Consider the following 22,478-nt stretch of genomic DNA (forward strand, 5'->3'; position numbering starts at 1 on the left):
GCGTGGTCAGCTCAGGCCGAGCTGTTCCTGCTGGGTCGCGAGATCGTGGTAGCGCCGCGCCTCCACTATCAGGCCCTCCTCGTCCAGCCGATCGAAGAACGCCATGGGGAACCGCAGCCGACGCCCGGTCGCGGGAACGTCCCCGGTGGGCAACGCCAGCGGTCCGTCGTGCGTGCCGGTCATGGTCGCCTCGACCGCGGTCACCGGGCCGTCGACGACCGTGCTCGTGACCTCCATGCCCAGGTCCGGGAAGGCCCTCAGGAAGTCAGTGATGTCCCGCTCGATCGCGGCCCGACCCCGCAGGGGGTCGGGGTACTGCGGGTCGACGACCACGGCGTCCTCGGCGTAGAAGGAGACGAAGCGGGCAACGTCGTGAGCGTTGATCGCGGCGACCTGCTCGTCGAGCACCCGCCTGCTGAGCCCTCCGGGATCCATCCCCGGATCCGTCGTGTCTGCGGTCGGTGCGGTCATGGCAGGCTCCTCGTCTCCGGGATCCGACACCACCATGGTCCCCCCGGCCGACGGCCCCGACAACGTCCGTTAGGCAATCGTTGGGGACCGATCCGGCGGAGCGGCACGGCCGTGCCGCTCCGCCGGTACCCCGAGGCGAGCAGCCGGGGAGCACTTCTCGGCCCGTGTGCGGGTCAGAGTCCCTCGTGCGCCATGTTCGCGAACCGGGAGTAGTGGCCCTGGAACGCCACCACGATCGTCTTGGTGGGACCGTTGCGGTGCTTGGCCACGATCACGTCGGCCTCACCGGCACGCGGCGACTCCTTGTCGTAGACGTCGTCGCGGTGCAGCAGGATCACCATGTCCGCGTCCTGCTCGATGGAGTTGTGCACCGCGATGCCGTTGGCAACGAAGTTGTGGTTGCCGAGCACAGTTGCGTCGAAGACCTCTTCCTCGCCCTCGTGCTCGATGGACACCACGGAATCCCACATCAGGTCATTGACCGCCATGAGTTCGAGTTCCACAGAGTCCAGCGTGGCAGCGATCTTCGCCAACCTCTGCCGAGACGGCGCTGACTTGTAGTATGCACTTCCGCAGTATTCACTGCCCATGGACGATTGGAACGCCCGGTGGGTGATTCCCTTATCCCGGAGGATGCCTTTGACGTCCTCCCAGACGTCGACCGGAACAGTGTCGACATTGGTGTTGCCGGATTTGGTCTCGAGAATTGTCAGCAGCTTCGCGCAGTTCGCCGACCTCTCCCCGTGCACGCCGATCTCCCGCAGAAAACGTAACTGATCATCCATACCGGAGATGTCCAGCGTGTAACCGGGTCGATACTGCGCCTTGGGCGTGGTGCGACGGATACGGGTGGTGATGCCGAAACGAAGCAACAGTCGACTCAGATCGTCGAGCAGACGACGTGAAGTCGATGCGAAATAGATCCGTCCACCATTCTGGTTCTTGTTGATAGTGACGGAGCCATCCGTGGCCCAGATGTGGTGGAGGAACAGGGTGATCTGCCTTTTTGACAACGCGAACACCGATTGCGGAACGAACTTCTCGTAGCTGCGGCGCCCGAAAAGGTGCTCCTCACCAAGCCATGCGGCAATAGGGTTTCGTCTTCCGTGCGTCAGACGGAACGGAGCCGGCAGGCGGAGAGAAGTGCACCGTGCGGCCGGGTGCTCGTCCCGGACAGCGGTGATGCCGAAGTAGGTCGCCGCCTCGGCGACAGCATTGAGGTTCATTTCATCCACAGACGCATAACGCAGCGGCTGGCGCTCGACGAACGATCCGTCGCCCAACAGGTGCGCGAGCAAGACGACCTGCGCGTCGTCCCACTCCGTGCGCTGCGTCGGTCCGTCAGTGTGCCGAGGCACGCCCAGCCGATCCCCCACGGACAGCTCGTCCAAGGGTTTCCACCCCTGGTACGTGAAGAACGGGTGGTTCGCGGTCGCCCGGACCGTCTTCCCCGACGCCAGCGTGAGCCGGTGGACCGGCTTGACCCCTGTCGAGAAAACGTGGGTGAGCGTGCGTTCGACGTAGCGCATGTCATCGCCCAGCGACCACACAGGGACATCCTTGGCCCCGGACTCGAACAGCTCGCCCATGGTGACCTCGGCTCCGGTGTCGGAACGGAGAATCCGAGTGTCCGCAGTGAGACAGCCCGACTCGCGGAGGTCAGACACCATCGGCTTCTTGTCCTGACGCTGCTCGGACCCACGGTTCAGCTGCGACAGCGCGATGACCGGGACCTCGAGCTCCTTGGCCAGCAGCTTCAGGGCACGGGAGAACTCCGAGACCTCCTGCTGGCGGGACTCGACCTTCTTGCCGGAGCTCATGAGCTGGAGGTAGTCGAGCACCACGAGCTTGAGGTCGTGCTTCTGCTTGAGCCGGCGGCACTTCGCCCGGATTTCCATGAGGGACATGTTCGGGGAGTCGTCGATGAACAACGGAGCGGAGTCCATCTTGCCCATCGTGGTGGCGATCTTGGCCCACTGCTCGTCCTGCAGCCGGCCTTTGCGCAGGTCCTGCATGTTCAGCGTGGCCTCGGCGGAGAGCAGGCGCATCGCGATCTCGTTGCGGCTCATCTCGAGGGAGAAGATCACTGTGGTCTGGTTGTGCTTGATCGCCGCGGACCGCGCGACGTCGAGGGCCAGCGTCGAGTTGTGCGTGGGGATGAACGTCCTGCCGGCTAGATACAGGTGCGAGGGATGGTCGATCTCGATGCACCGCACCGGCACGGAGTCGATCGGCTCGACAGCCGTGAGACGCCGTCGTCCCCCTGGTTCATAGCCGGCCTCCGGGCGGTCGAGGACGGGGGCGTTGACGACGGTGTGCTGCTCTCCCACCAGCATGGAAGCCAGGATCTCCTCGGTGGTCCGCACCGCGGAGGAGTCGTCGGTGACTGTCAGCCACTGGTGCTGCTCGTCGGCGACGATCTCGGATCCGTCGTCGAAGCTCACGCGGTAGCAGGGACGTTCGGTCATGACCTCGGTGGCCGCGACCACACGGGACGGCGTGCCGTCGGCGGCGATGACTTCGTCCCCCACCTGGACCTCGCCCATGGTGGTCCACCCCGTGGGTGTGGGGATCGCAGTGTCCAGGGCGAGCGCCTTGCCCATGGCCGGCCTCGCCGCGATGACGATCATCTGACCGCCCTGGAAGCCCTGGGTCAGCTCGTCGAGCTCGATGAAGCCGGTGGGCACACCGCGCATGCCCTCGCCGCGGGAGCCGGCGGCCTCGATCTCGTCGACCGTGGACTCGATGACCTCCTTGAGCACCGTGTAGTCCTCGGAGGAGCGGCGCTCGGCCACCTGGTAGATCTCGGCCTGGGCGGCGTTGACGATGTCGTCGACCTCGCCGTCGGAGCTGTAGCCGAGCTGCACGATCTTGGTGCCGGCCTCCACGAGCCGGCGCAGCACGCCGCGCTCGCGCACGATCTCGGCGTAGAAGCCCGCGTTGGCCGCGGTGGGCACGGAGGAGATGAGGGTGTGCAGGTACGCGGGACCGCCGACGCGCTCGATCTCGCCGCGCTTGGTCAGCTCGTCCGCCACGGTGATGGCGTCCGCGGGCTCGCCGCGCCCGTACAGGGAGATCACGGCCTCGTAGATGGACTCGTGGGCGGGCTTGTAGAAGTCGACGCCGCGCAGGACCTCCACCACGTCCGCGATCGCGTCCTTGGACAGCATCATCCCGCCGAGCACGGACTGCTCCGCGACGTTGTCCTGCGGCGGGGTCCGGCCGTACTCCCGGTCGCTCCCGGACGAGCGCTCCGACACCATCGACACCTGGTCCACCTCTCCCCGCGCACCCCGCGGACAGCGGAGCGCGCACACGACGACGCCGCCCCGATCTTCCGGGCAGCCCCTCCATTCTCGCACCGACCGCGGACACCGCTTGCCGCCCGGGCCCGTCCGTGGACACCATGGATCATGACGCTCACCACAGACCTCAGCGGCCCCTGTTCGTGGGACATCAGGACCACCCGGGCGGAGCTGGCCGCGGGCCGGATCAGCCACGTGGAGCACCTCGACGCCCTGCTGGAGCGCCTGCCCACGGCGCAGCGGCTGGGCGCGGTGATCAGCGCGGACCCGGAGCTGGCCCGGGCCTTCGCCCACGCGCTGGACCGCCGGGAGACGCGGGGCCCGCTGACGGGGATCCCGCTGGCGGTCAAGGACATCGTGGACGTCGCGGGGTTCCCCACCACCGGCGGGACCCGGTCGCTGGAGCACGACGTGGTGGCGCGGGACGCCCCCGCGGTGGCCCGCCTGCGCGAGGCGGGGGCCCTGTTCGCCCTGAAGACCAACCTGCACGAGCTGTCCTTCGGCATCACCTCCAACAACGGCTCGTACGGGCCGGTGCGCCACCCCGCCGACCCGGCGCTGAGCCCCGGCGGCAGCAGCGGGGGCTCGGCGGTGGCCGTGGCGGTGGGCCTGGTCCCGGCCGCGGTCGCCGCGGACACCGGGGGCTCGACCCGCATCCCCGCCGCCCTGTGCGGGATCGTGGGCTTCCGGCCCACGCTGGGCCGCTACCCGTCGTCGGGCGTCCTGCCGATCGCCCACTCGCGGGACACGATCGGCCCCATGGCCCGGACCGTGGACGACATCGTGCTGCTGGACGCCCTGCTCGCGGGCGAGCACCCGCTGGGCGCGCCGGGCGCGCGGCACCTGGAGTTCGACGACGAGGGCCCCGGCCCGCTCCACGGCGTCCGGCTCGGCGTGCCCGAGCTGTTCCTCGAGGACCTGGAGCCGGGCGTGGACACGGTCTTCGGCGCGGGCCTGCGGGCACTCGAGGCGGCGGGCGCGGAGCTCGTGCCGGTGGACGTGCGCCCCGCCCGCGAGCTGGCCGCCACGGCCGGCATGACGATCGCCCTCCACGAGTTCCTGCCCGACCTCCAGGCCTATCTGGAGGCGCGCGGCACAGGACGCTCCCTCGACGAGGTGCGGGACGGGATCGGCAGCCCGGACGTGCGGCGGATCTGGGAGCTGGCGCAGGTGTTCCGCGCCGCCGACGACGACTACCGCGCGGCCCAGGAGGACCGCCGGCTCGCTCTGCGGCTGTACACCGGGGCGATGCAGGCCCAGGGGGTCACGGCCCTGGTGCAGCCCACGTGCCCGCTGACGGCCCGGCCGATCGGCGACGACGAGACCGTGGAGCTCAACGGCCGGCGCGTGCCCACCTTCGACACCTTCACCCGCCACTCCGACCTCGCCGGCATCATCGGGACCCTCGGGATCAGCATCCCTGCCGGGCGCACCGCCGAGGGCCTGCCGGTGGGCCTGGAGCTCGCGGCGGGGCCGGGGGCGGACGCCGTGCTCCTGGACCTCGCCCGCACCGTGGAGGCGCTGCTGCGCGACCAGTGAGCCGCCGCGGTCCTTTTCGGGGGACAGCGCAACAATTCAGAGCTACAACCGTTGACGAATCCAACGGTCGCCCTCTACCGTGAGGTCACCGATGTGCGTGATGCATCTCACAGCGGATTCGCCGGTGCCGGGCGCCGGCAGGACCGACCCGAGGAAGAGGACCACCATGAAGCACCCGTTCGCCAGAGCAGCCGCCGTCGGAACCGTCCTGACGTTCGCCCTGACCGCCTGCGGCGGCGGGGGCACCACCGGCGGCGGCGGGGACGGCGAGGAGCTGCAGCCGCTCACCATCGGCGTCATCCCCATCGCGCCCTCCGCGCCCGTGCAGCTCGCCCTCGACGAGGGCATCTTCGAGAAGCACGGCCTGGACGTCACGATCGAGACCGCCCAGGGCGGTGCGGCCATGCTCCCGGCCGTCTCGGGCGGCTCCATGGACATCGGCGTGGGCAACCCGCTCTCGGTCATCCTCGCCAAGGACCAGGGCCTCGACATGAAGATCCTCAGCGGCTACAGCAGCTCGATGGCCGAGGGCGAGGACATCACCGGCGTGGCCGCCAACCAGGACGCCGGCATCGCGTCCTGGGCCGACCTGGCCGGCAAGCGGGTGGCCGTGAACACGATCAACGGTCAGGGCGACCTCACCATCAAGGAGGCCGTGAGCCAGGACGGCGGCGATCCCGACGCCGTGAACTTCGTGGAGATGCCCTTCCAGGACATGCCGGCCCAGCTGGAGCGCGGGGAGATCGACGCCGCCTGGGTCCCGGAGCCGTTCCTGACCCAGCTGATCAACGGCGAGCAGACCGCCCTGGTCGGCTACAACTACCAGGACACCGTCCCGGGCCTCGACACCATGGTCACCTTCAGCAGCACGGCGTTCACCGAGGAGAACCCGGAGGTCCTCGAGAACTACGACGCCGCGATCGAGGAGGCCCTCCAGTTCGCGCAGGAGAACCCCGACCGGGTGCGCGAGACCATCGTGAGCTTCCTCAACATGCCGGAGGAGGTCGCCACCGACCTGCGGCTGGAGGAGTTCGACGCGGAGGTGGACCGCGACGAGCTCGACACGCTCGCCGAGCTGATGCTCAAGTACGACGTGATCGACAACGAGGCGAACCTGGACGAGATCGTCCAGGCCGACTAGGACCGCGGCCGCGCCGGCGGGAACTCGTCGGCGCGGTCGATGGCCTCCTCGGTCATCCGCCGGCCGAGCTCGATGAGCTCCCCGGCGCGGTGGAAGTCCAGCAGCCGCCTGGCGCTCTTCGGCACGGTGATGAGCAGGTCGGGCGGGTAGCCGGCCAGCCGGTAGCGCAGCACCATGGACTGCAGCACCTCGAGGGAGAGCTGCATGACGTCCAGCGTGCGCAGCCCCGCCGGCAGGGCGCCGAAGCCGTCCTGGGTGAGCTCCTCGGCGGCGTCCACGAGCGCGTCCCGGCCGACGTCCTGGACGGCGTCCCGGACGAGGGCCTCGGCGGGGTCCACCGGGGCCGTCCCGGCGGGGCGCAGGAACCGGGACGGGGTGCCGCGGCCGCGCGTCTCCGCCAAGCGCTCCAGGACGCTGCGCGTCAGCTCGCGGTCCAGGACGTGGGAGGCGCTGCGCCGGAACCGCTCCGCCCACTCCTCGGACGGCCGCACGGCGGACGTCTCGTGGGCGGGGACCCGGCCCTCCCCGGACTGCTGTCCTCCGGACAGGGACACCGCCACCGTCACGTCCGCGCGGGTGGCGACGGTCGCGGCGATGGGCACGGGGTTCATGATCCCCCCGTCGGCGAGCAGCCGGCCGTTGAGCATGACGGGGGTGATGATGCTCGGCAGGGCGATCGACGCGCGGACCGCCACGTCCACGGGACCCTCCTGGAACCAGACCTCCTTGCGGGCGAGCAGGTCCGTGGCCACCGCCGTGAAAGGGACGGGCAGGTCCTCGATGAGCCGGCCGGCGAGCAGCTCGCGCACCTTCGCCATGATCTTCTCCGCGCGGATCACCCCAGGCGCCGAGGGGGACGGGTCCAGCAGTCGCAGCACGTCCCGCTGGCTGAGACCCCGCACCCACTGCGCATACGACTCCATCTGCCCGGCGGCGTGGAGGCCGCCCACGAGCGCCCCCATCGAGCTCCCCGCCACGGTCACGATGTCGTAGCCGCGCTCCTCAAGCACCTCGATCACGCCGATGTGGGCGTAGCCGCGGGCGCCTCCGCTGCCCAGCGCCAGGGCCACGCGCGTGCGTGGGGACATCCGCCGCTCCTCTCCCGCAGGGACCCGGCCACTGGACCGGCCGGGTGCCCCGAGCCTAGCCCGCCGGCCGCGGAGGACGGCTCCCGGACCGGGTGCCGGACCAGCCGGGAAGGACGGAGGAGCCTATCAGCCGGCGGCGTTTTCCACGCTGTGGACAACCGGTGGAAAACGCCGTGGACGGCTGTGCACAGGTTGGGGAGAACCCTGTGGAAAGTTATGCACAGGTCGTCGCAGACCCCGTTCTGACCAGCGGCGACGATGATGCACACCCTGTGCAGGGCGGACCGGGGCACCACCGGTGCCGTCCACAGCACCGTGTTCTCCGACTCGTGTTCCGGCCCACGTCGGAGGCGGGTCCCTCAGGAGCGCCGCACACCCCGGAGCACGCCGGGCACGATGTGCGCGCCACGGACCCGCACGCCCTGTCCGGGGGGCCGGAGCGGGCCTCCGCCCTCAGGAGACCGAGGCGAGCAGCGCCAGCCACAGCAGCGGGTGGCAGAGCACCGACAGCCCCAGCAGCACCAGGAACCGGACCCGCTCGGACGCGAACCCGATGGCCCCCGCGAGGGCCACCACCGCCGTCACGGTGGCCCCCACCGCCGCCGCGACGAAGCCGATCACGAAGAACGCCATGGAGGTCTCGGGCCCCGCGGAGTTCCCGCCCAGGAAGGCCACGACAAAAGCCAGTACGGTGAAGAGGAGGCACCCCACGCCGAACCAGTACAGGGCGGACGGTGAGACGCGGGAGATCAGGGACGGCATGGACCCATTGTCCCCCGGGGAACCCGACGGCCCCGCCGCACCGGCCCGCGGCCGCCCGAACGCCCGACCGACGCATCCGACCCCTCCAGGAGGTCCCCGTGGACGACAACCAGCGCATGTGGGAGGACCGGTACGCCTCCGGGGGGTCCTCCCCCGACGGCGCCCAGCCGCACCCCGAGGTGGCCGCCCTCCTGGACCGGACGGCCCGGGAGCGCACGGGCGGCCCGCCGACCGCCCTCGACCTGGGCGCGGGCACCGGCCGCCACACCCTGGCCCTGGCGGCGGCCGGCTACGACCCCACGGCCGTGGACTTCTCCCCCAGCGCCGTGCGGACCATCGCCGGGGCGCTGGCGGAGCGCGGCCTGCCCGGCCGCGCCCTGGTCGCCGACCTGCGGACCTGGACCCCCGAGCAGGAGCAGCGCTCCGGGCCCGACGCCGTGCCCCCGCAGTTCGACCTGATCGTGGCCGCGTACTTCCAGCACGACCTGGCGCTGCTGCGCCGCGCCGCCGAGTGGCTCGTCCCCGGCGGCCGGCTGCTGTGGATCACGCACGCCCCCGGCAGCGTCGAGGGCCCGCCCCCGACCGTGCCCCGGCCGACCCTCCAGGAGACCGTCGCCGTGCTCGAGGGCAAGGGACTGGACCTGCTGCGCGCCGAGCAGGTGCGCACCACCGACACCGCGCTCGACGTCGTCCTCGAGGCCCTCCGGCCCCACTGAGCGCTCCCGCCGGCCGATTCCGCTGGAGACGCCGGACATGCGGAAAGGGCCCCTGCGGCGCACCGCGGGGGCCCTTTCCGTGCTTGCACGGACCGGAGGAACCGATCAGGCGGGGACGACCTCGAACTCGACGTTCGCGTTGACGTCCTCGTGCAGACGCACGGAGGCCTGGTACACACCGGTGGTCTTGATGTGCTGGTTGAGCTCGACCTTGCGCTTGTCCACGGAGCCGAGGCCGGCGGCCTCGACGGCCTTGGCCACGTCCTCGGCCTTGACGGTGCCGAAGAGGCGACCCTCGGAGCCGGCCTTGACCGGGATGGTCACGGTGGCCGAGGTCAGCTTCTGCGCCAGGACCTGGGCGTCCTCGAGCGAGGCGACCTCGCGCGCGGCGCGGGCGGCCTTGATGCTCTCGATCTGCTTCTCGCCGCCGCGCGACCACGGGGTCGCGAAGCCGCGCGGGAAGAGGTAGTTGCGGGCGTACCCGTTCTTGACCTCGACCACGTCACCGGCAGCGCCGAGACCCGTGACCTCGGTCGTCAGGATGATCTTTGCCATGAGTGTCTGTCCTCTCTGATCAGCGGCCGGCGCCGGAGTAGGGCAGCAGCGCGACCTCGCGGGCGTTCTTGATCGCCAGGGCGATCTTGCGCTGCTCCTGCACGGTCACACCGGTGACGCGGCGGGCGCGGATCTTGCCGCGATCGGAGATGAACTTGCGCAGCAGCGCAACGTCCTTGTAGTCGATCTCAGTGACTTTGGCAGCCTTGAGCGGGTTCTGCTTTGGTTTGGGCTTACGGAGTTCAGCCTTGGCCATCGTGGTGCTCCTTGTTCTTCGAGTGGAGCCCGCGGCTTGTCACCGCGGGATGGGGTGGATGGGAAAAGTGCGGAAGGTCTAGAACGGCGGTTCGTCGTCCTGGCCGCTGCCCCAGTCGTAGTTCCCGCCGGAGGACTGGCTCCAGGGGTCGCTCTGGGGTGCGGCCTGCGGAGCGGGCTGGCGTCCGCCGCCGGAGCGGCCGCCCTGGCCGAAGCCGGAGCCGCCGCCCTGCTGGCCGCCGCCACCGCCGCCGAACCCGGAGTCGCCCCCGAATCCGCCGCCGGCCGGGGCGCCGGCGCCGAAGCCGCCGCCCTGCTGACCGCCGCCCTGCTGGCCGCCGAAGCCGCCGCCCTGCCCGCCGGAGCGGGCGTTGCGGTTGACCTTCGCGGAGGCGTAGCGCAGGGAAGGACCGACCTCGTCGACGTCGAGCTCGGTGACGGTGCGCCGCTCGCCTTCCTTGGTGTCGTAGGACCGCGACTTGAGCCGACCCTGGACGATGACGCGCATGCCCTTCTGCAGCGACTCCGCCACGTTCTCGGCCGCCTCGCGCCACACGGAGCAGCGGAGGAACAGGGTCTCCCCGTCCTTCCACTCGTTGGACTGGCGGTCGAAGGTGCGGGGCGTGGACGCAACGGTGAAGTTGGCCACCGCCGCACCCGACGGGGTGAAGCGCAGCTCGGGGTCAGCGGTCAGGTTGCCGATTACGGTGATGACGGTGTCACCAGCCATGTGGACCTCCCGGGTCGAGGATGTTCGCGGTCGTGCGGGACGTGCTGGGATCTCTCAAGCATCTCACCGGGGGCCCGGTCGGGGCGCCCTCGGTGATCAGTTGTGAAGTCCTTACTCGGCGGAGATCTTCTGCTCTTCCGGGCGGATGATCTTGGTGCGCATGATGGCCTCGTTGAGGTTCAGGACGCGGTCGAGCTCCTGGGTGGTCTGCGGGGTCGCGGTAAACCGGACGACCGCGTAGATACCCTCGGTCTTCTTCTGGATCTCGTAGGCGAGGCGACGACGGCCCCAGATGTCGACGTTGTCGACGGTCCCGTTGTCCTTGGTGACGACCTCGAGGAACTTCTTGAGAGTCGGCTCCACGGCACGATCCTCGACCTCGGGGTTGATGATCACCATCAGTTCGTACTCACGCATGTTCGAACCCACCTCCTTCGGGCTGAGCGGCTGCGGTCCTTCCGCAGCAGGAGGTTCTGTAGCGTCGTCCGCGCGCCGGCACCGCACGTCGGGCGGCGGGCACACAGACCTCACAACACTACTACACCCGCGGCCCCGCGCCCAACGGGGCGGGCGCGGGGCCGCGGTGGTCAGGGAACGGGGGCTCAGTACCGGTAGGCGCTGCGGGCGATCGAGGCGTTCACGAGGGCCGTGCGGAACGGCATGGTGAAGACGTCCACGAACATCAGCAGCATCCACGGGATCAGGAACAGGATCCCGACGCCGACCCCCGCGAGGGTCCAGCCCAGGCCCCCGAGGAACAGGTAGATCAGGCCCCAGATCGGCTGGCGCAGGTAGAACTTGTGGATGCCCAGCCAGCCCAGGAAGAGCCACAGGACGTAGGCGAGGACCACGGACTTCCCGCCCACCACGTTGACCACGGGCGGCCCGGGGTACGGGGCGCCGCGCCCGCCCCCGCCGAAGGGCTGCCCGCCGAACGGCTGCCCGTGGGGCGCCCGGGAGTACCCGGCGCGGCCGGGGTCGTCGTTCAGCGGGACGGGGCGGTAGTACTCGGGCTCGGGAGCCACGCGGATCCTTTCGGGGCGCCCGGGATCGGGCTGCGGGAAGGGCGGACAGGAACTGCTGCGGAGCGTCCTCGGCGGACGTCCTGACCCGTTCAACCGTTCGCCGGCGGCCGGTATTCCGGAGCTGTGACCCGATAAATCATACTTCTGTGCCCGAATTGCACCCAGGGGCGCATCCGTGCTGGACTGAGGATGTCCTAAGTCACAGGGACCACCGGGACCCACGACTTCCGCGCCACTCCAGGAGCCGACCTTGCGCACTGCCCGACCCCTCGCCCGCACCGCGGGCCTGCTGACCACTTCTGCCCTGGCGCTCGGACTCGCCGCGTGCGGCTCCGGGGAGACCGGCGGCACCACCGGCGCCGAGGAGACCGCGGGCACCGGCGGCGGCGACAACAGCCTCACGGTCTACAGCGGGCGCGACGAGGCGCTCGTGCAGCCGCTGATCGACCGGTTCAGCGAGGAGACGGGCATCGAGGTGGAGGTCCGCTACGGCGGCACGGCCGAGATGGCGGCGCAGCTGCTCGAGGAGGGCGAGAACTCCCCGGCGGACGTGTTCCTCGCCCAGGACGCCGGCGCCCTGGCCGCCGTCTCCGGGGAGGGTCTGCTCACGGAGCTGCCCGCGGAGACCACGGAGCAGGTCCCCGAGACCTACCGCGCGGAGGACGGCACCTGGGTGGGCGTCACCGGTCGCTCCCGCGTGCTCGTCTACAACGAGGAGGCGGTCCCCGAGGCGGAGCTGCCCGCCTCCGTCTTCGACCTCACGGAGCCCGAGTGGGAGGGCCGTGTGGGCATCGCCCCGACCAACGCGTCCTTCCAGGCGTTCGTCACGGCCATGCGCGTGGAGCACGGTGACGAGCGGACCCGCCAGTGGCTCGACGACCTCGCCGCGAACGACCCGCAGATCCGCGAGAAGAACGGGATGATCGTCTCCGACGTCAACGAGGGCGTCATCGACACCGGTCTCGTCAACCACTACTACCTCTACGAGCTGGCCCAGGAGGAGGGCACGCCCGCCGAGGACCTCGCCGCCTCCCTGCACTTCTTCCCCGACGGCGACACCGGCGCGCTGGTCAACGTCTCCGGCGTGGGCCTCGTCAACGAGCAGGAGGACGCTGACGGCCAGGCCTTCGTCGACCACCTGCTGAGCCAGCAGGGCCAGGAGTACTTCCGGGACGAGACCCACGAGTACCCGATGGTCGAGTCGGTCGACCCGCCCGAGGGCCTGCCGGCCCTCGACACCCTCGAGGTGCCCGAGGTCGACCTCAACGATCTCGAGGACCTGCAGACCACCGTGACGATGATCTCGGAGGCTGGTCTCAGCTGAGCGCACGGCGCCCCCGTTCCGTCCTGACCACCGCGGCCGTCCTGGCCGCGGTGGTCGCGCTCGTGCCCCTGTTCTACATCCTGGTGCGGACCGGGCAGGGCGGCGTGGGCGCCTGGTGGGAGCTGGTCACCACGGAGCGCACGGCCCGGCTGGCGGCGACGAGCCTGGCCCTGGCCCTCGTCGTCACGGCGGGCTCCCTCGTGCTGGGGGTGGGCAGCGCCTACCTGGTGACCCGGACGAACGTGCCGTTCCGCCGTGGCTTCGCGGTGCTGGCCGCCCTGCCCCTGGCCGTGCCCAGCTACGTCGCCGCCTACACCTGGGTGTCGGTCGCGGACCTGTGGTCCTCCGCGGCCCGCTTCGAGGGCTTCGGCGCGGCGGTGGTGGTGCTGACGCTCTACACCTACCCGTACGTCTACCTGCCCGTGGCCGCCGCGTTCGCGGGCGCGGACGTGGCCCAGGAGGAGGTGGCCCGCTCCCTGGGCCGGGGGCCGTGGCGCACGCTCACCACCGTGAGCCTCCCCCAGGTCCGCCCGGCCATCACCGGCGGCGGGCTGCTGGCGATCCTCTACATCCTCTCGGACTTCGGCGCCGTCTCGATCCTGCGCGTGGACACCTTCACCCGGGCCATCTTCACGGCCTTCAGCGCCGGCTTCGACCGGGCCACCGCCCTGAGCCTGTCCACGATCCTCGTCCTGCTGACGGTGCTCGTGCTGACCCTCGAGGGCCGCACCCGGCGGCGGGACGCCCGCTACGAGTCCGCCGGCGCGGGCCGGGCCACGAGCACCCTGGACCTGGGCCGCAGCCGGTGGGCGGCCGCGGCGGTGCTGACCGCCACGGCCCTGCTGGCGCTGGGGGTGCCCGCCGTCTCGATGCTGCGGTGGATGACCGCGGGCACGTCCCGCGCCGACTCCTGGGGGCAGGTCCTCACGGCCGCGGCGGGCTCCCTCACGGTGTCCCTGGCCGGCGCCCTGCTGACCATGGTCCTGGCCCTGCCCATCGGCATCCTCGCCGCCCGGCACCCCGGCCGGCTCAGCGCCCTGACCGAACGGGCCGCCTACCTCGCGCACAGCCTCCCCGGGGTGGTGGTGGGACTGTCCCTGGTCTTCCTCGGCGTGACCGTCCTGATGCCGCTCTACCAGACCACGTGGCTGCTGGCGTTCGCCTACGCCACCCTGTTCCTGCCGCTGGGCGTGGCGGCGGTGACCGGCGCCGCGGCGCAGGCACCGCCGGCGCTCGAGGAGGTGGGCACGTCGCTGGGCCGCTCCCCCGCCCAGGTCTTCCGCTCGGTGACCCTGCCGCTGACCCTGCCCGGCATCGGCGCCGGCGCGGCCCTGGTGTTCCTCACCTGCATGAAGGAGCTGCCCGCCACGCTCATGCTGCGGCCCACGGGGCTGGACACGCTGGCCACCGAGCTGTGGCAGGCCACCAGCTACCAGCGCTACGCCGAGGCCGCCCCCTATGCCTTCCTCCTGGTGCTGCTCGCGACGATCCCCACGTGGGCCCTCGTCCGCCGCAGCGGCGTGGTCACGACCACCCGGACCCGGACACCGGCCCGCATCCTGGACGAGGAGCTGATCATCCATGACTGACGTCGCGATCAACCGGGTCGGGAAGTCCTTCGGCCCCGTCCGGGCGCTGCAGGGCGTGGACCTGAGCATGCGCTCGGGCGAGTTCGTGGCCGTGCTGGGCCCCTCGGGCTGCGGCAAGACCACGCTGTTGCGCTGCGTGGCGGGCTTCGAGCAGATCGACGAGGGGCGGATCGCGCTGGGCGGCCGCCTCGTGGCGCTGCCGGGCGTCCACGTGCCCCCGCACCGGCGGCACGTCGCGGTGGTCCCGCAGGAGGGGGCGCTGTTCCCGCACCTGGACGTGGCCGGCAACGTGGCCTACGGGCTGCGCCGCGGCCGCAAGGACCGGGCCGCCCGGGTGGAGCAGTGCCTCCAGCTGGTGGGCCTCGGCGGGTACGGTGCCCGGATGCCCCACGAGCTCTCGGGCGGACAGCGCCAGCGCGTGGCCGTGGCTCGGGCGCTGGCCCCTCGGCCGCCCCTCGTGCTGCTCGACGAGCCCTTCAGCGCCCTCGACGCCTCCCTGCGCTCGGAGCTGCGCCGGGACGTCCGCCGGGCGCTGCGGGAGGACGGCGCCACGGCGATCCTCGTGACCCACGACCAGGGGGAGGCCCTGTCCATGGCGGACCGGGTGGCCGTGATGAACGGCGGCCGGATCCGCCAGGTCGGCACCCCGGCGGAGATCTACCGGCAGCCGGCGGACGCGTGGGTGGCGGGCTTCGTGGGCGAGGCCGTCCTCGTCCCGCTGGACGGCGCCACGGCCGGCACCCGGCGCGACTCCCCCCTCGGGCCGCTGGTCCTGCGCCAGGACGACCGCCCCTGGACCGGGCCGATGGCCGCGGTGGTCCGGCCCGAGCAGGTGCTCCTGGCGCACAAGCGGACCCCGCAGGCCGGGCGCGGCGAGCCGGCCGTGGTGACCCGCGTGGACTACCACGGCCACGACACGCTCGTGGCCTTCCGGCTCTCGGACGGGACCGAGGCCATGTCCCGGATGGTCGACGGCCCGCTCGTGGACTACCGTCCCGGTGACCGGGTGTTCGCCCTGGTCGACGGCGAGGTCACGGCCGTCCCGGCGAGCTGAGCCGGTCCCCCGGACGCAGACGCTCAGAGACGCCGGGACACCCCCGAGGGGCAGTACCCCGGGGCGCCGAGCCGCCAGGGCCACCACAGCCACGGGAGCACCGGTCTAGTCCAGGCCCACCTCGATGTCGGCGCTCTGGCCCGTGGAGCGCACGGCGGCGCGGACGGGGAACTCGATCCGCTCCGTGACGGTCTCCCCGTCCTCCTCGTAGCTCAGCCGCGCCTCCGCGGGCCGGTGCGCGTCCGCCGTCCAGCGCAGCGGGTCCGCCGGGTCCGGGACCAGGACCAGGGCGGGCCGGGAGACCAGCCGCCACCGGACGCCGGTGATCTCCGGGTCCGGCGTCCCGGTCGCCGCCGCGGACGGCTCGAGCGGCTCCTGCGGGGCCGCCCAGCGCCGGGACGAGGGGCAGTCCTCGGGGGACAGCTCGTCGGAGTCGGTGCAGCTCTCCAGCCATTCCTCGATCCGGTCGTCGACCTCCTGCCACATCCTCGGGGAGGGCTCGATCCGCAGCGCCACCGAGGCCGGTGCCGGATCCCGGAACGCCACGGTGTGCGGCTCCAGGGGCGGGTCCGCCGTGTAGTAGGAGTTCCCGGGCAGTCCGATCGCGTAGTTCCCGGGCAGGGCCTCGAAGCGCCAGGTGCCGCCGGGGCCCTCGGGGTCGGGCACCCGGTCGTCCGGGTCCGGGCGGACGGTCTCCCCGTTGACGGAGAGCTCGTCGAGGGGGGCGGGCAGGTGGATCGAGAAGGGGGCCGCGTCCGGGGAGTCGAGCTGCCACTGGTCGTTGAAGGGACCGCTGCGCCGCACCTGGTGCACCCCGTAGACGTGGACCTCCTCCCGGTCCCGGGCGCCGTCGGGTCCGTCCCACCACACGCGCGCCCGGATCTCGGCGCGGCTCCCGCGGCGGTCCACGCCCAGGATCTCGTAGCCGCCGATCCGCCCCGCGGCGTTGCGGTACACGCGGTTCGAGAAGATGTTCAGGGTGGGGTCCGCCACGACGGCCTCGGTGCGGGACAGCAGCTGCCGCGAGCGCCCGTTCTCGAGCCCGCCGAGCCACGTGGCCACCGGGTCCTGCGGCTCCCGGTCCACGAAGACCCAGTTGACCACGGAGCTGAACACGGTCACGAGGACCACCACGACCGTCAGCCAGTGCAGCAGGGTCCGCCGCAGGCCCCGGGCGTCGACCGCGGAGAGGGCCTCGCCGGCCTCCCGCTCCCGTGACACCGACACCGCAGCTCCCGTTCCCCAGGGGTCCGTCCGGCACTCGGCCCGGACGGTGCGGGCCACGTCCCGGCCCACCAGCTCACATCGTAGGGCCGGCGTCGCCGCCGGGACGGAAGAACCGCTAGAGCGCGCGCCTCCGGGTGGCCAGGATCCCGGCCGCGACGAGCACCAGGCCCCAGGCGCCGTAGACGAGGCCGGACTCCACGTGGGTGAGCACCGGGTCGGCGGACTGGTACATCGTGGTCAGCTGGGTGCCGGCCGCCCCCGGGGAGTACGGCTTGACGTCCTCGAGCCACTCGAAGGACAGCGCGAACAGCACGATCTCCAGGACCATCACCAGCACCACGAGCACCACGATCCCCCACGTCGTGGACTTCAGCAGGGCCCCGAGCCCGAAGCCCAGCCACGCGGTGACCATGTAGAAGACGCCCACCGCCAGGACGTTGAGCAGGACGGGCTCCTGCCACACGTCGTAGCCGAGGTCCCCGCCCGCCAGGACCGGCTGGACGACGAGGTGGCACAGGAGCCCGCTGAGCACCCCGAAGAGGAACGCGACCACGGAGAGCACCACGGTCTTGGCGAGCATCACCGGGGTGCGCCGCGGCACCGCCGTCATGGTGGTGCGGATGGCGCCGGTGGCGTACTCGGAGCCGATGAACAGCACGGCCAACGCTCCCAGGAGCAGCATGACGAGCTGCAGGCCGCTGTTGGCGCTGGTCATGGCCAGGTACTCGCTGAAGCCCATCCCGTCCGGCAGGGCAATGTCGGACTGCGCGGCGATCTGCTGGTCCGACTCGGCGGCGAACGCGTCCTGCTGCTGCTGGACCTCCTCCTCGGTGAGCCCGAGCTCCTCCGGGGACCGTCCGTCCAGCGACTCGTCGACCTGCTCCTGCGCGGCCTGCTCGTTGAAGCTCTGCAGCGACGTGGTGCTCCAGGCGCCCAGCGCTGCGAAGCCGAGGGAGAGGAGCAGGGCGACGCCGAGCAGGATCCAGTGCGAGCGCAGGGAGCGGAACTTGATCCACTCGGAGTGCAGGACCCGGCCGAAGCCCAGCCGCACCCGGGACGCGGGGTCGGACGGCCCGGTGCGCTCCGGGGTACCGGTCTGCGGGCGGGGGGCGGTCGAGGTGCTGGTGCTCATGCTCGGTCTCCGGTTCGTGCGTCGGCGCCCGCCCAGGGCGCCGGGTCGGTCGGTGCGGGAGCGCCGCCGGAGCGGTACTCGACCTCGTTCTGGGTCATGGCCATGTACACGTCCTCGAGGGTTTCCGTGAGGGGGGTGAGCTCGTGGACCAGCACCCCGTGGGAGAGGGCGGCCTCGGCGATGCGCCGCGGCTCCGGCCCCGTGACCAGGAGTCCGTCGTCGTCGAACTCCGTGATGCCGGCGTCCATGCCCTGCAGGGCGCGGCGCATCGCCTCCCGGTCGGTGGCGCGCAGCCGGGTGCGCGTGCGGCCCCCGGCGAGGATCTGCTGGATCGGCGCGTCCGCGAGGATCCGGCCCCGGCCGATCACCACGAGGTGGTCGGCGGTCTGCGCCATCTCGGACATGAGGTGGGAGGACAGGAAGACCGTACGGCCCTCCGAGGCGAGGAACTTGGCGAGGTGGCGCACCCACACCACGCCCTCGGGGTCCAGTCCGTTGACGGGCTCGTCGAGGATCACGGTGTGCGGGTCGCCGATCAGCGCCGCGGCGATCCCGAGGCGCTGGCCCATGCCGAGGGAGAAGCCTCCCACCCGCTTGTCGGCCGCGGCCCCGAGCCCGGTGAGGTCCACGACCTCCTGGACGCGGGACTTCGCGATGCCGTGGGTCGCGGCGAGCGCCGAGAGGTGCGCGCGCGCGGTGCGCCGGGGGTGGACCGCCTTCGCGTCCAGCAGCACCCCGACCTCCGCGAGCGGCGCCCGGTGCTGGGCGTACGGCCTGCCGTTGACGCGGGTGTGGCCCCGGGTCGCGGACTCCAGCCCGACGACGAGGCGCATCGTGGTCGACTTGCCGGCCCCGTTGGGCCCCAGGAACCCGGTCACCTTGCCGGGGCGGACGGTGAAGCTGACGTCGTCCACCGCCGTCTTGCCGCCGTAGGTCTTCGTCAGGTTCTCGATCTCGATCACCGGCGCTCCTCCCGAGCACTCGTCTGTTCTTCTCCGCCACCAACCTACGGGAGAGCCGGCACGGGACGGCACCGCCGTCAGGATGAACCCGTGCGGGCGTGGCGGCCGCCGGTCTCCCCCTCCCGGCGGAGCCGGGACGCTCAACCGGCCTCGGAGAGCCCGATCCGCCGCGCCTGACCGCCCCGCAGGACGTCGACCGCGACCGCGACCACCAGGAGGACGAGGAGCAGCACGCGCACTGCCGCGAGCAGGTCCTGCGCGTCCCAGCCGATCAGACCGAGCCCGGGCAGCACCGGCCAGGTCGGCTCGGGCAGGACCAGGGTGGTCCACCACAGGACCTCGACGAGCTGCCAGGCGGCGAACTCGAGCCAGTTGCGCCGGCTGAGCACCACGAGGGGCGCCAGCCAGAGCACGTGGACGAGGGAGTAGGCGGGGCCGGAGAGCACGAGCACGGCCAGCAGGAGGAACGCGATCTGGACGACGCTGGGCTCCTGCCGGGTGAGCAGGGTCAGCACGAGCACCGCCACGAGACCCAGCACGAGGGCCAGGAGCACCCACTGCCCCGCCCCCGCCGGGTCCGGGGCCGCACCCGTGCGCGCCTGCTCCACCCGGGCCCAGACGCCCCAGGAGGAGGAGCTCTCCACGGGCCCGTCCCAGGGCAGGCGGAGCTGCCGGACCCACCGGTCCGGGGCGGAGAGCAGGAACGGCCCGTTGACCAGCGCCCAGGTGAGCAGCGTCCCGGCCAGGACCACCGCGAAGTCCCGGAGCTGCCGGTACCGCACGGCCAGGAGCAGCACGGCCAGGAGGACCACCAGGGGGAACAGCGCCACGGACGCCGCGAGCCCCAGCAGGATCCCCGCCGGCACGGGGCTGCCCCGGACGTGGAAGAGCAGCGCCAGCATCATGAGCAGCACGGCCCACAGGTCCCACGTGCCGAAGCCCACCAGGACCGCCACCGGTGCGAGCGCCAGCACGAACGCGTCCGCGCCGCGCCTGCCGGAGAGCGCGGAGACCGCGGCCACCGTGCCGATCCACACCAGGGCCAGCAGCAGCACGGAGAGGTCGGCGAACACGCCCCGGTCCACGTCCGTCCCGAACAGCGCGGAGAGGCGGGCCGCGAGCCAGCCGACCACCGTGGTGATCATCCCGACCAGGGCGGGCTGGTCCCCCGCGGGCCCGCCCGTGAGGAACCCGCCCGCCCCGGACGCCTCGCCGGGCGCGATCTCGGAGGCGCACAGCGCGGGCAGGCTCTCCGCGGCGCCCCAGCCGGGCACCCGGCAGGGCAGCCGCAGCAGCCATGCCGTCATGACCGCGTAGAGGCTCAGGCCGACGAGCAGCGCCCGGTGGCCGCCCCGGGACCCGCCCAGGAGGCTCACGGCCCCTCCCGCCGTCCGCGCAGCACGCCCGCCCCGACCCCGACCCCGGCCAGGAGGACCGCGGCGAGGTCGGAAGATATGCCTTCGCCGATATATGCACTCCAGGAGCAGCAGAGGGCGTTCCCCGCGGCGCCGGCGCCGGACCGGGGGCTCACAGGGTGTCCGCGGCCCAGGCCCGCAGCCGCCGCTCGGCCTCCTCCGGCCCCAGCTCCCCCTCGTCCAGGCGCAGGTCCAGCAGGAACTTGTAGGCCCGGCCCACCGCCGGCCCCGGCGGGATGCCGAGCACCGCCATGATCCGCTCGCCGTCCAGCTCCGGCCGCACGGCGTCGAGCTCCTCGCGCGCGGAGAGCTCCTCGATCCGCGCCTCGAGGTCGTCGTAGGCGGCGGCGAGCCGTGCCACCTTCCGCCGGTTCCGGGAGGTCACGTCCGCCCGCGTGAGCCGGTGCAGCCGCTCCAGGCACTCCCCGGCGTCCCGGACGTAGCGGCGCACGGCGGAGTCGGTCCACTCGGCGTCCCCGTAGCCGTAGAAGCGCATGTGCAGCTCGACCAGCCGGCCCACCGTCCTGATCGTGTCGTTGTCGAAGCGCAGGGCCCGCATCCGCTTGGCCGTGAGCTTCGCGCCCACCACCTCGTGGTGGCGGAAGCTCACGGCACCGGACTCCTCGAAGCGCCGGGTCGCGGGCTTGCCGACGTCGTGCATGAGCGCGGCGAAGCGCAGCGCGAAGTCGGGCCCGGGCACGGGGCCGTCCGGACCGGACTCCAGGGCCGCGGCCTGCTCCATGACGGTCAGGGAGTGCTGGTAGACGTCCTTGTGCCGGTGGTGCTCGTCCGTCTCGAGCTGGAGCGCGGGCACCTCGGGCAGCACGACCTCGGCGAGCCCCGTGCTCACCAGGAGGTCGATGCCGCGGCGGGGCCGGCGCCCGCAGACCAGCTTGACGAGCTCCTCCCGCACGCGCTCGGCCGAGACGATCGCGATGCGCTCCGCCATGCCGGTCATGGCCGCGCGCACCTCGGGGGCCACCTCGACGTCGAGCTGGGACGCGAAGCGGGCGGCGCGCATCATGCGCAGGGGGTCGTCCGAGAAGGAGTCCTCCGGGGCGCCCGGGGTGCGCAGCGCCCGGGCGTGCAGGTCCTTGATCCCGCCGTGCGGGTCCACGAGCTCCAGGCCGGGCAGCCGCAGCGCCATGGCGTTGATGGTGAAGTCGCGGCGGAACAGGTCGTCCTCGAGGGAGTCGCCGAAGGCCACCTGCGGCTTGCGGGAGTCCGCGTCGTAGGCCTCGGCCCGGTAGGTGGTCACCTCCAGCTGGACGTCGCCGCGGCGCATCCCGATGGTCCCGAAGGCGCGGCCGATCTCCCACACCGCGTCCGCCCACCCCGTGACCACGGCGAGCGTCTCCTCGGGCGTCGCGTCGGTGGTGAAGTCCAGGTCCAGGGCGGGCCGGCCGAGGAAGAGGTCCCGCACGGGCCCGCCCACGAGGGAGAGCTCGTGGCCGGCGGCGGAGAACCGCCGCCCCAGGTCGAGGGCGGCGGGGTGGATCGCGTGGGCGTCGGGGAGCTGCGTCATGGTGCCGCCCATTGTTCCAGACCCCGGGGCGCGGACCCGGCCGCCGCGGCCCCGCCGGAACCGACCGCCGGAGCCCCTCCCCCGCTCCGGCGGGAGCCCGGGCGATTGTGGCAAGGTAGGAGACATGGCTTTCCCCGTACCCAGCGCACCGAAGAAGCGGCCGACCGCGCCGGCCGCTGCGCTGCCCACGGTCGAGGAAGTCTCCGCCGGCGGGATCGTCGTCGACCTCGGCGCGCCCTCCCACCCGGTGGCCATCATCGCCCGGATCAACCGCGGCGGGCGCCTCGAGTGGTGCCTGCCCAAGGGCCACCCCGAGGGCGAGGAGTCCAACGAGGAAGCCGCGATCCGCGAGATCGAGGAGGAGACCGGCATCGCCGGTGAGGTGCTGAGCCCGCTGGGCAGCATCGACTACTGGTTCACGGTCTCCGGGCACCGCGTGCACAAGACGGTGCACCACTTCCTGCTGCGCGCCACGGGCGGTCACCTCACCACGGACAACGACCCCGACCACGAGGCCGTGGACGTCGCCTGGGTGAACATCGACGACCTCGGCCGGAAGCTGTCCTTCCCCAACGAACGGCGCATCGCCGACATCGCCCGTGAATACATCATCCACCAGCTCTGAGACCGCGGAGCCCTCCGGGCCGGCCGGGAAGGGCACCC

The 22,478-nt window shown here is 72.1% G+C and carries 21 protein-coding genes; 7 read left to right on the forward strand and 14 right to left on the reverse strand.

Annotated features, from left to right (window positions below; all coding sequences use genetic code 11):
• Positions 1–6 precede the first annotated feature (6 nt).
• Positions 7–471 (reverse strand): ester cyclase, encoded by a 465-nt coding sequence (locus E7Z53_RS02400; protein ID WP_176337087.1) that lies wholly within the window; start codon positions 469–471, stop codon positions 7–9.
• Positions 472–644: 173 nt separating this feature from the next.
• Positions 645–3,734, reverse strand: coding sequence for a replicative DNA helicase (locus E7Z53_RS02405; protein WP_081994253.1), 3,090 nt, complete (start codon positions 3,732–3,734; stop codon positions 645–647).
• Between the two features lie 150 nt (positions 3,735–3,884).
• Here E7Z53_RS02405 and E7Z53_RS02410 point away from each other — a divergent pair, with 150 nt between their 5' ends.
• Positions 3,885–5,315, forward strand: a complete 1,431-nt coding sequence (locus E7Z53_RS02410; RefSeq protein WP_176337088.1) for an amidase family protein — start codon at positions 3,885–3,887, stop codon at positions 5,313–5,315.
• A 166-nt stretch (positions 5,316–5,481) separates the two neighbouring features.
• Entirely contained in the window at positions 5,482–6,456 is a 975-nt protein-coding gene (locus tag E7Z53_RS02415) for an ABC transporter substrate-binding protein (RefSeq protein WP_109221572.1), read from the forward strand.
• On the opposite strand, the gene E7Z53_RS02420 is transcribed toward E7Z53_RS02415, so the two are convergent.
• The gene (locus E7Z53_RS02420) at positions 6,453–7,544 is read right to left on the reverse strand and encodes a patatin-like phospholipase family protein (RefSeq protein ID WP_176337089.1); all 1,092 of its coding nucleotides are present in this window, start codon (positions 7,542–7,544) and stop codon (positions 6,453–6,455) included. The two genes, E7Z53_RS02415 and E7Z53_RS02420, sit on opposite strands and share 4 nt — an antisense overlap.
• A 453-nt stretch (positions 7,545–7,997) precedes the next feature.
• Positions 7,998–8,306 (reverse strand): hypothetical protein, encoded by a 309-nt coding sequence (locus E7Z53_RS02425; RefSeq protein WP_176337090.1) that lies wholly within the window; start codon positions 8,304–8,306, stop codon positions 7,998–8,000.
• 98 nt (positions 8,307–8,404) lie between these two features.
• Between E7Z53_RS02425 and E7Z53_RS02430 the strand changes: the two genes are divergently transcribed.
• Positions 8,405–9,022: a class I SAM-dependent methyltransferase gene (locus tag E7Z53_RS02430; protein WP_109221575.1), complete on the forward strand. Its 618-nt coding sequence runs from the start codon at positions 8,405–8,407 to the stop codon at positions 9,020–9,022.
• A 105-nt stretch (positions 9,023–9,127) separates the two neighbouring features.
• Here the strand turns inward: E7Z53_RS02430 and rplI are convergent, their stop codons facing one another.
• The 5 genes from rplI to E7Z53_RS02455 all read right to left on the reverse strand — a co-directional run bounded on the left by rplI (position 9,128) and on the right by E7Z53_RS02455 (position 11,587).
• Entirely contained in the window at positions 9,128–9,577 is a 450-nt protein-coding gene (gene rplI / locus E7Z53_RS02435; protein WP_017835047.1) for a 50S ribosomal protein L9, read from the reverse strand.
• Between the two features lie 19 nt (positions 9,578–9,596).
• Positions 9,597–9,833, reverse strand: coding sequence for a 30S ribosomal protein S18 (gene rpsR / locus E7Z53_RS02440; RefSeq protein WP_017835048.1), 237 nt, complete (start codon positions 9,831–9,833; stop codon positions 9,597–9,599).
• Between the two features lie 78 nt (positions 9,834–9,911).
• Positions 9,912–10,562: a single-stranded DNA-binding protein gene (locus tag E7Z53_RS02445; protein ID WP_017835049.1), complete on the reverse strand. Its 651-nt coding sequence runs from the start codon at positions 10,560–10,562 to the stop codon at positions 9,912–9,914.
• A gap of 111 nt (positions 10,563–10,673) precedes the next feature.
• Entirely contained in the window at positions 10,674–10,979 is a 306-nt protein-coding gene (gene rpsF, locus E7Z53_RS02450) for a 30S ribosomal protein S6 (RefSeq protein ID WP_035924389.1), read from the reverse strand.
• Between the two features lie 185 nt (positions 10,980–11,164).
• Entirely contained in the window at positions 11,165–11,587 is a 423-nt protein-coding gene (locus E7Z53_RS02455; RefSeq protein WP_232035215.1) for a TM2 domain-containing protein, read from the reverse strand.
• Positions 11,588–11,837: 250 nt separating this feature from the next.
• Here E7Z53_RS02455 and E7Z53_RS02460 point away from each other — a divergent pair, with 250 nt between their 5' ends.
• The 3 genes from E7Z53_RS02460 to E7Z53_RS20610 are packed head-to-tail and all read left to right on the forward strand — an operon-like array spanning position 11,838 to position 15,554.
• Complete coding sequence (locus E7Z53_RS02460; RefSeq protein WP_017835052.1) at positions 11,838–12,911, forward strand: iron ABC transporter substrate-binding protein; 1,074 nt, start codon at positions 11,838–11,840, stop codon at positions 12,909–12,911.
• 50 nt (positions 12,912–12,961) lie between these two features.
• Positions 12,962–14,500, forward strand: a complete 1,539-nt coding sequence (locus E7Z53_RS02465; RefSeq protein ID WP_176337091.1) for an ABC transporter permease — start codon at positions 12,962–12,964, stop codon at positions 14,498–14,500.
• Positions 14,493–15,554 (forward strand): ABC transporter ATP-binding protein, encoded by a 1,062-nt coding sequence (locus E7Z53_RS20610; RefSeq protein ID WP_017835054.1) that lies wholly within the window; start codon positions 14,493–14,495, stop codon positions 15,552–15,554. Before E7Z53_RS02465 ends, E7Z53_RS20610 begins: the two co-directional genes overlap by 8 nt.
• 105 nt (positions 15,555–15,659) lie before the next feature.
• Here the strand turns inward: E7Z53_RS20610 and E7Z53_RS02475 are convergent, their stop codons facing one another.
• The 5 genes from E7Z53_RS02475 to E7Z53_RS02495 form a co-directional block, all read right to left on the reverse strand.
• A complete protein-coding gene (locus E7Z53_RS02475) occupies positions 15,660–16,781 on the reverse strand; it encodes a hypothetical protein (RefSeq protein ID WP_144835637.1) in 1,122 nt (373 codons plus the stop codon).
• 115 nt (positions 16,782–16,896) lie between these two features.
• Positions 16,897–17,913 carry an ABC transporter permease subunit gene (locus E7Z53_RS02480; protein ID WP_176337092.1) on the reverse strand — a complete coding sequence of 339 codons (1,017 nt, stop codon included), beginning with the start codon at positions 17,911–17,913 and terminating at the stop codon, positions 16,897–16,899.
• Complete coding sequence (locus E7Z53_RS02485) at positions 17,910–18,875, reverse strand: ABC transporter ATP-binding protein (protein WP_176337093.1); 966 nt, start codon at positions 18,873–18,875, stop codon at positions 17,910–17,912. The genes E7Z53_RS02480 and E7Z53_RS02485 overlap by 4 nt, the downstream gene beginning before the upstream one ends.
• Positions 18,876–19,015: 140 nt before the next feature.
• Complete coding sequence (locus E7Z53_RS02490; protein ID WP_176337094.1) at positions 19,016–20,251, reverse strand: glycosyltransferase 87 family protein; 1,236 nt, start codon at positions 20,249–20,251, stop codon at positions 19,016–19,018.
• Positions 20,252–20,402: 151 nt separating this feature from the next.
• Positions 20,403–21,815 carry a CCA tRNA nucleotidyltransferase gene (locus tag E7Z53_RS02495; RefSeq protein ID WP_035924684.1) on the reverse strand — a complete coding sequence of 471 codons (1,413 nt, stop codon included), beginning with the start codon at positions 21,813–21,815 and terminating at the stop codon, positions 20,403–20,405.
• A 124-nt stretch (positions 21,816–21,939) separates the two neighbouring features.
• On the opposite strand from E7Z53_RS02495, the gene E7Z53_RS02500 reads away from it, so the two are divergent.
• On the forward strand, positions 21,940–22,440 hold the full coding sequence (locus E7Z53_RS02500; RefSeq protein WP_017835060.1) for an NUDIX domain-containing protein: 501 nt from the start codon (positions 21,940–21,942) through the stop codon (positions 22,438–22,440).
• Positions 22,441–22,478 lie beyond the last annotated feature (38 nt).

It is taken from the genome of Kocuria salina (genome assembly GCF_013368965.1).
In the GTDB taxonomy this organism is placed as follows: Bacteria; Actinomycetota; Actinomycetes; order Actinomycetales; family Micrococcaceae; genus Kocuria; species Kocuria rosea.

Bases quoted from the DNA above. Each gene is read 5' to 3' on its own strand.
- E7Z53_RS02400 (WP_176337087.1), bottom strand. From the start codon at position 471: ATGACCGCACCGACCGCAGACACGACGGATCCGGGGATGGATCCCGGA.
- E7Z53_RS02405 (WP_081994253.1), bottom strand. From the start codon at position 3,734: ATGGTGTCGGAGCGCTCGTCCGGGAGCGACCGGGAGTACGGCCGGACC.
- E7Z53_RS02410 (WP_176337088.1), top strand. From the start codon at position 3,885: ATGACGCTCACCACAGACCTCAGCGGCCCCTGTTCGTGGGACATCAGG.
- E7Z53_RS02415 (WP_109221572.1), top strand. From the start codon at position 5,482: ATGAAGCACCCGTTCGCCAGAGCAGCCGCCGTCGGAACCGTCCTGACG.
- E7Z53_RS02420 (WP_176337089.1), bottom strand. From the start codon at position 7,544: ATGTCCCCACGCACGCGCGTGGCCCTGGCGCTGGGCAGCGGAGGCGCC.
- E7Z53_RS02425 (WP_176337090.1), bottom strand. From the start codon at position 8,306: ATGCCGTCCCTGATCTCCCGCGTCTCACCGTCCGCCCTGTACTGGTTC.
- rplI (WP_017835047.1), bottom strand. From the start codon at position 9,577: ATGGCAAAGATCATCCTGACGACCGAGGTCACGGGTCTCGGCGCTGCC.
- rpsR (WP_017835048.1), bottom strand. From the start codon at position 9,833: ATGGCCAAGGCTGAACTCCGTAAGCCCAAACCAAAGCAGAACCCGCTC.
- E7Z53_RS02445 (WP_017835049.1), bottom strand. From the start codon at position 10,562: ATGGCTGGTGACACCGTCATCACCGTAATCGGCAACCTGACCGCTGAC.
- rpsF (WP_035924389.1), bottom strand. From the start codon at position 10,979: ATGCGTGAGTACGAACTGATGGTGATCATCAACCCCGAGGTCGAGGAT.
- E7Z53_RS20610 (WP_017835054.1), top strand. From the start codon at position 14,493: ATGACTGACGTCGCGATCAACCGGGTCGGGAAGTCCTTCGGCCCCGTC.
- E7Z53_RS02480 (WP_176337092.1), bottom strand. From the start codon at position 17,913: ATGAGCACCAGCACCTCGACCGCCCCCCGCCCGCAGACCGGTACCCCG.
- E7Z53_RS02495 (WP_035924684.1), bottom strand. From the start codon at position 21,815: ATGACGCAGCTCCCCGACGCCCACGCGATCCACCCCGCCGCCCTCGAC.
- E7Z53_RS02500 (WP_017835060.1), top strand. From the start codon at position 21,940: ATGGCTTTCCCCGTACCCAGCGCACCGAAGAAGCGGCCGACCGCGCCG.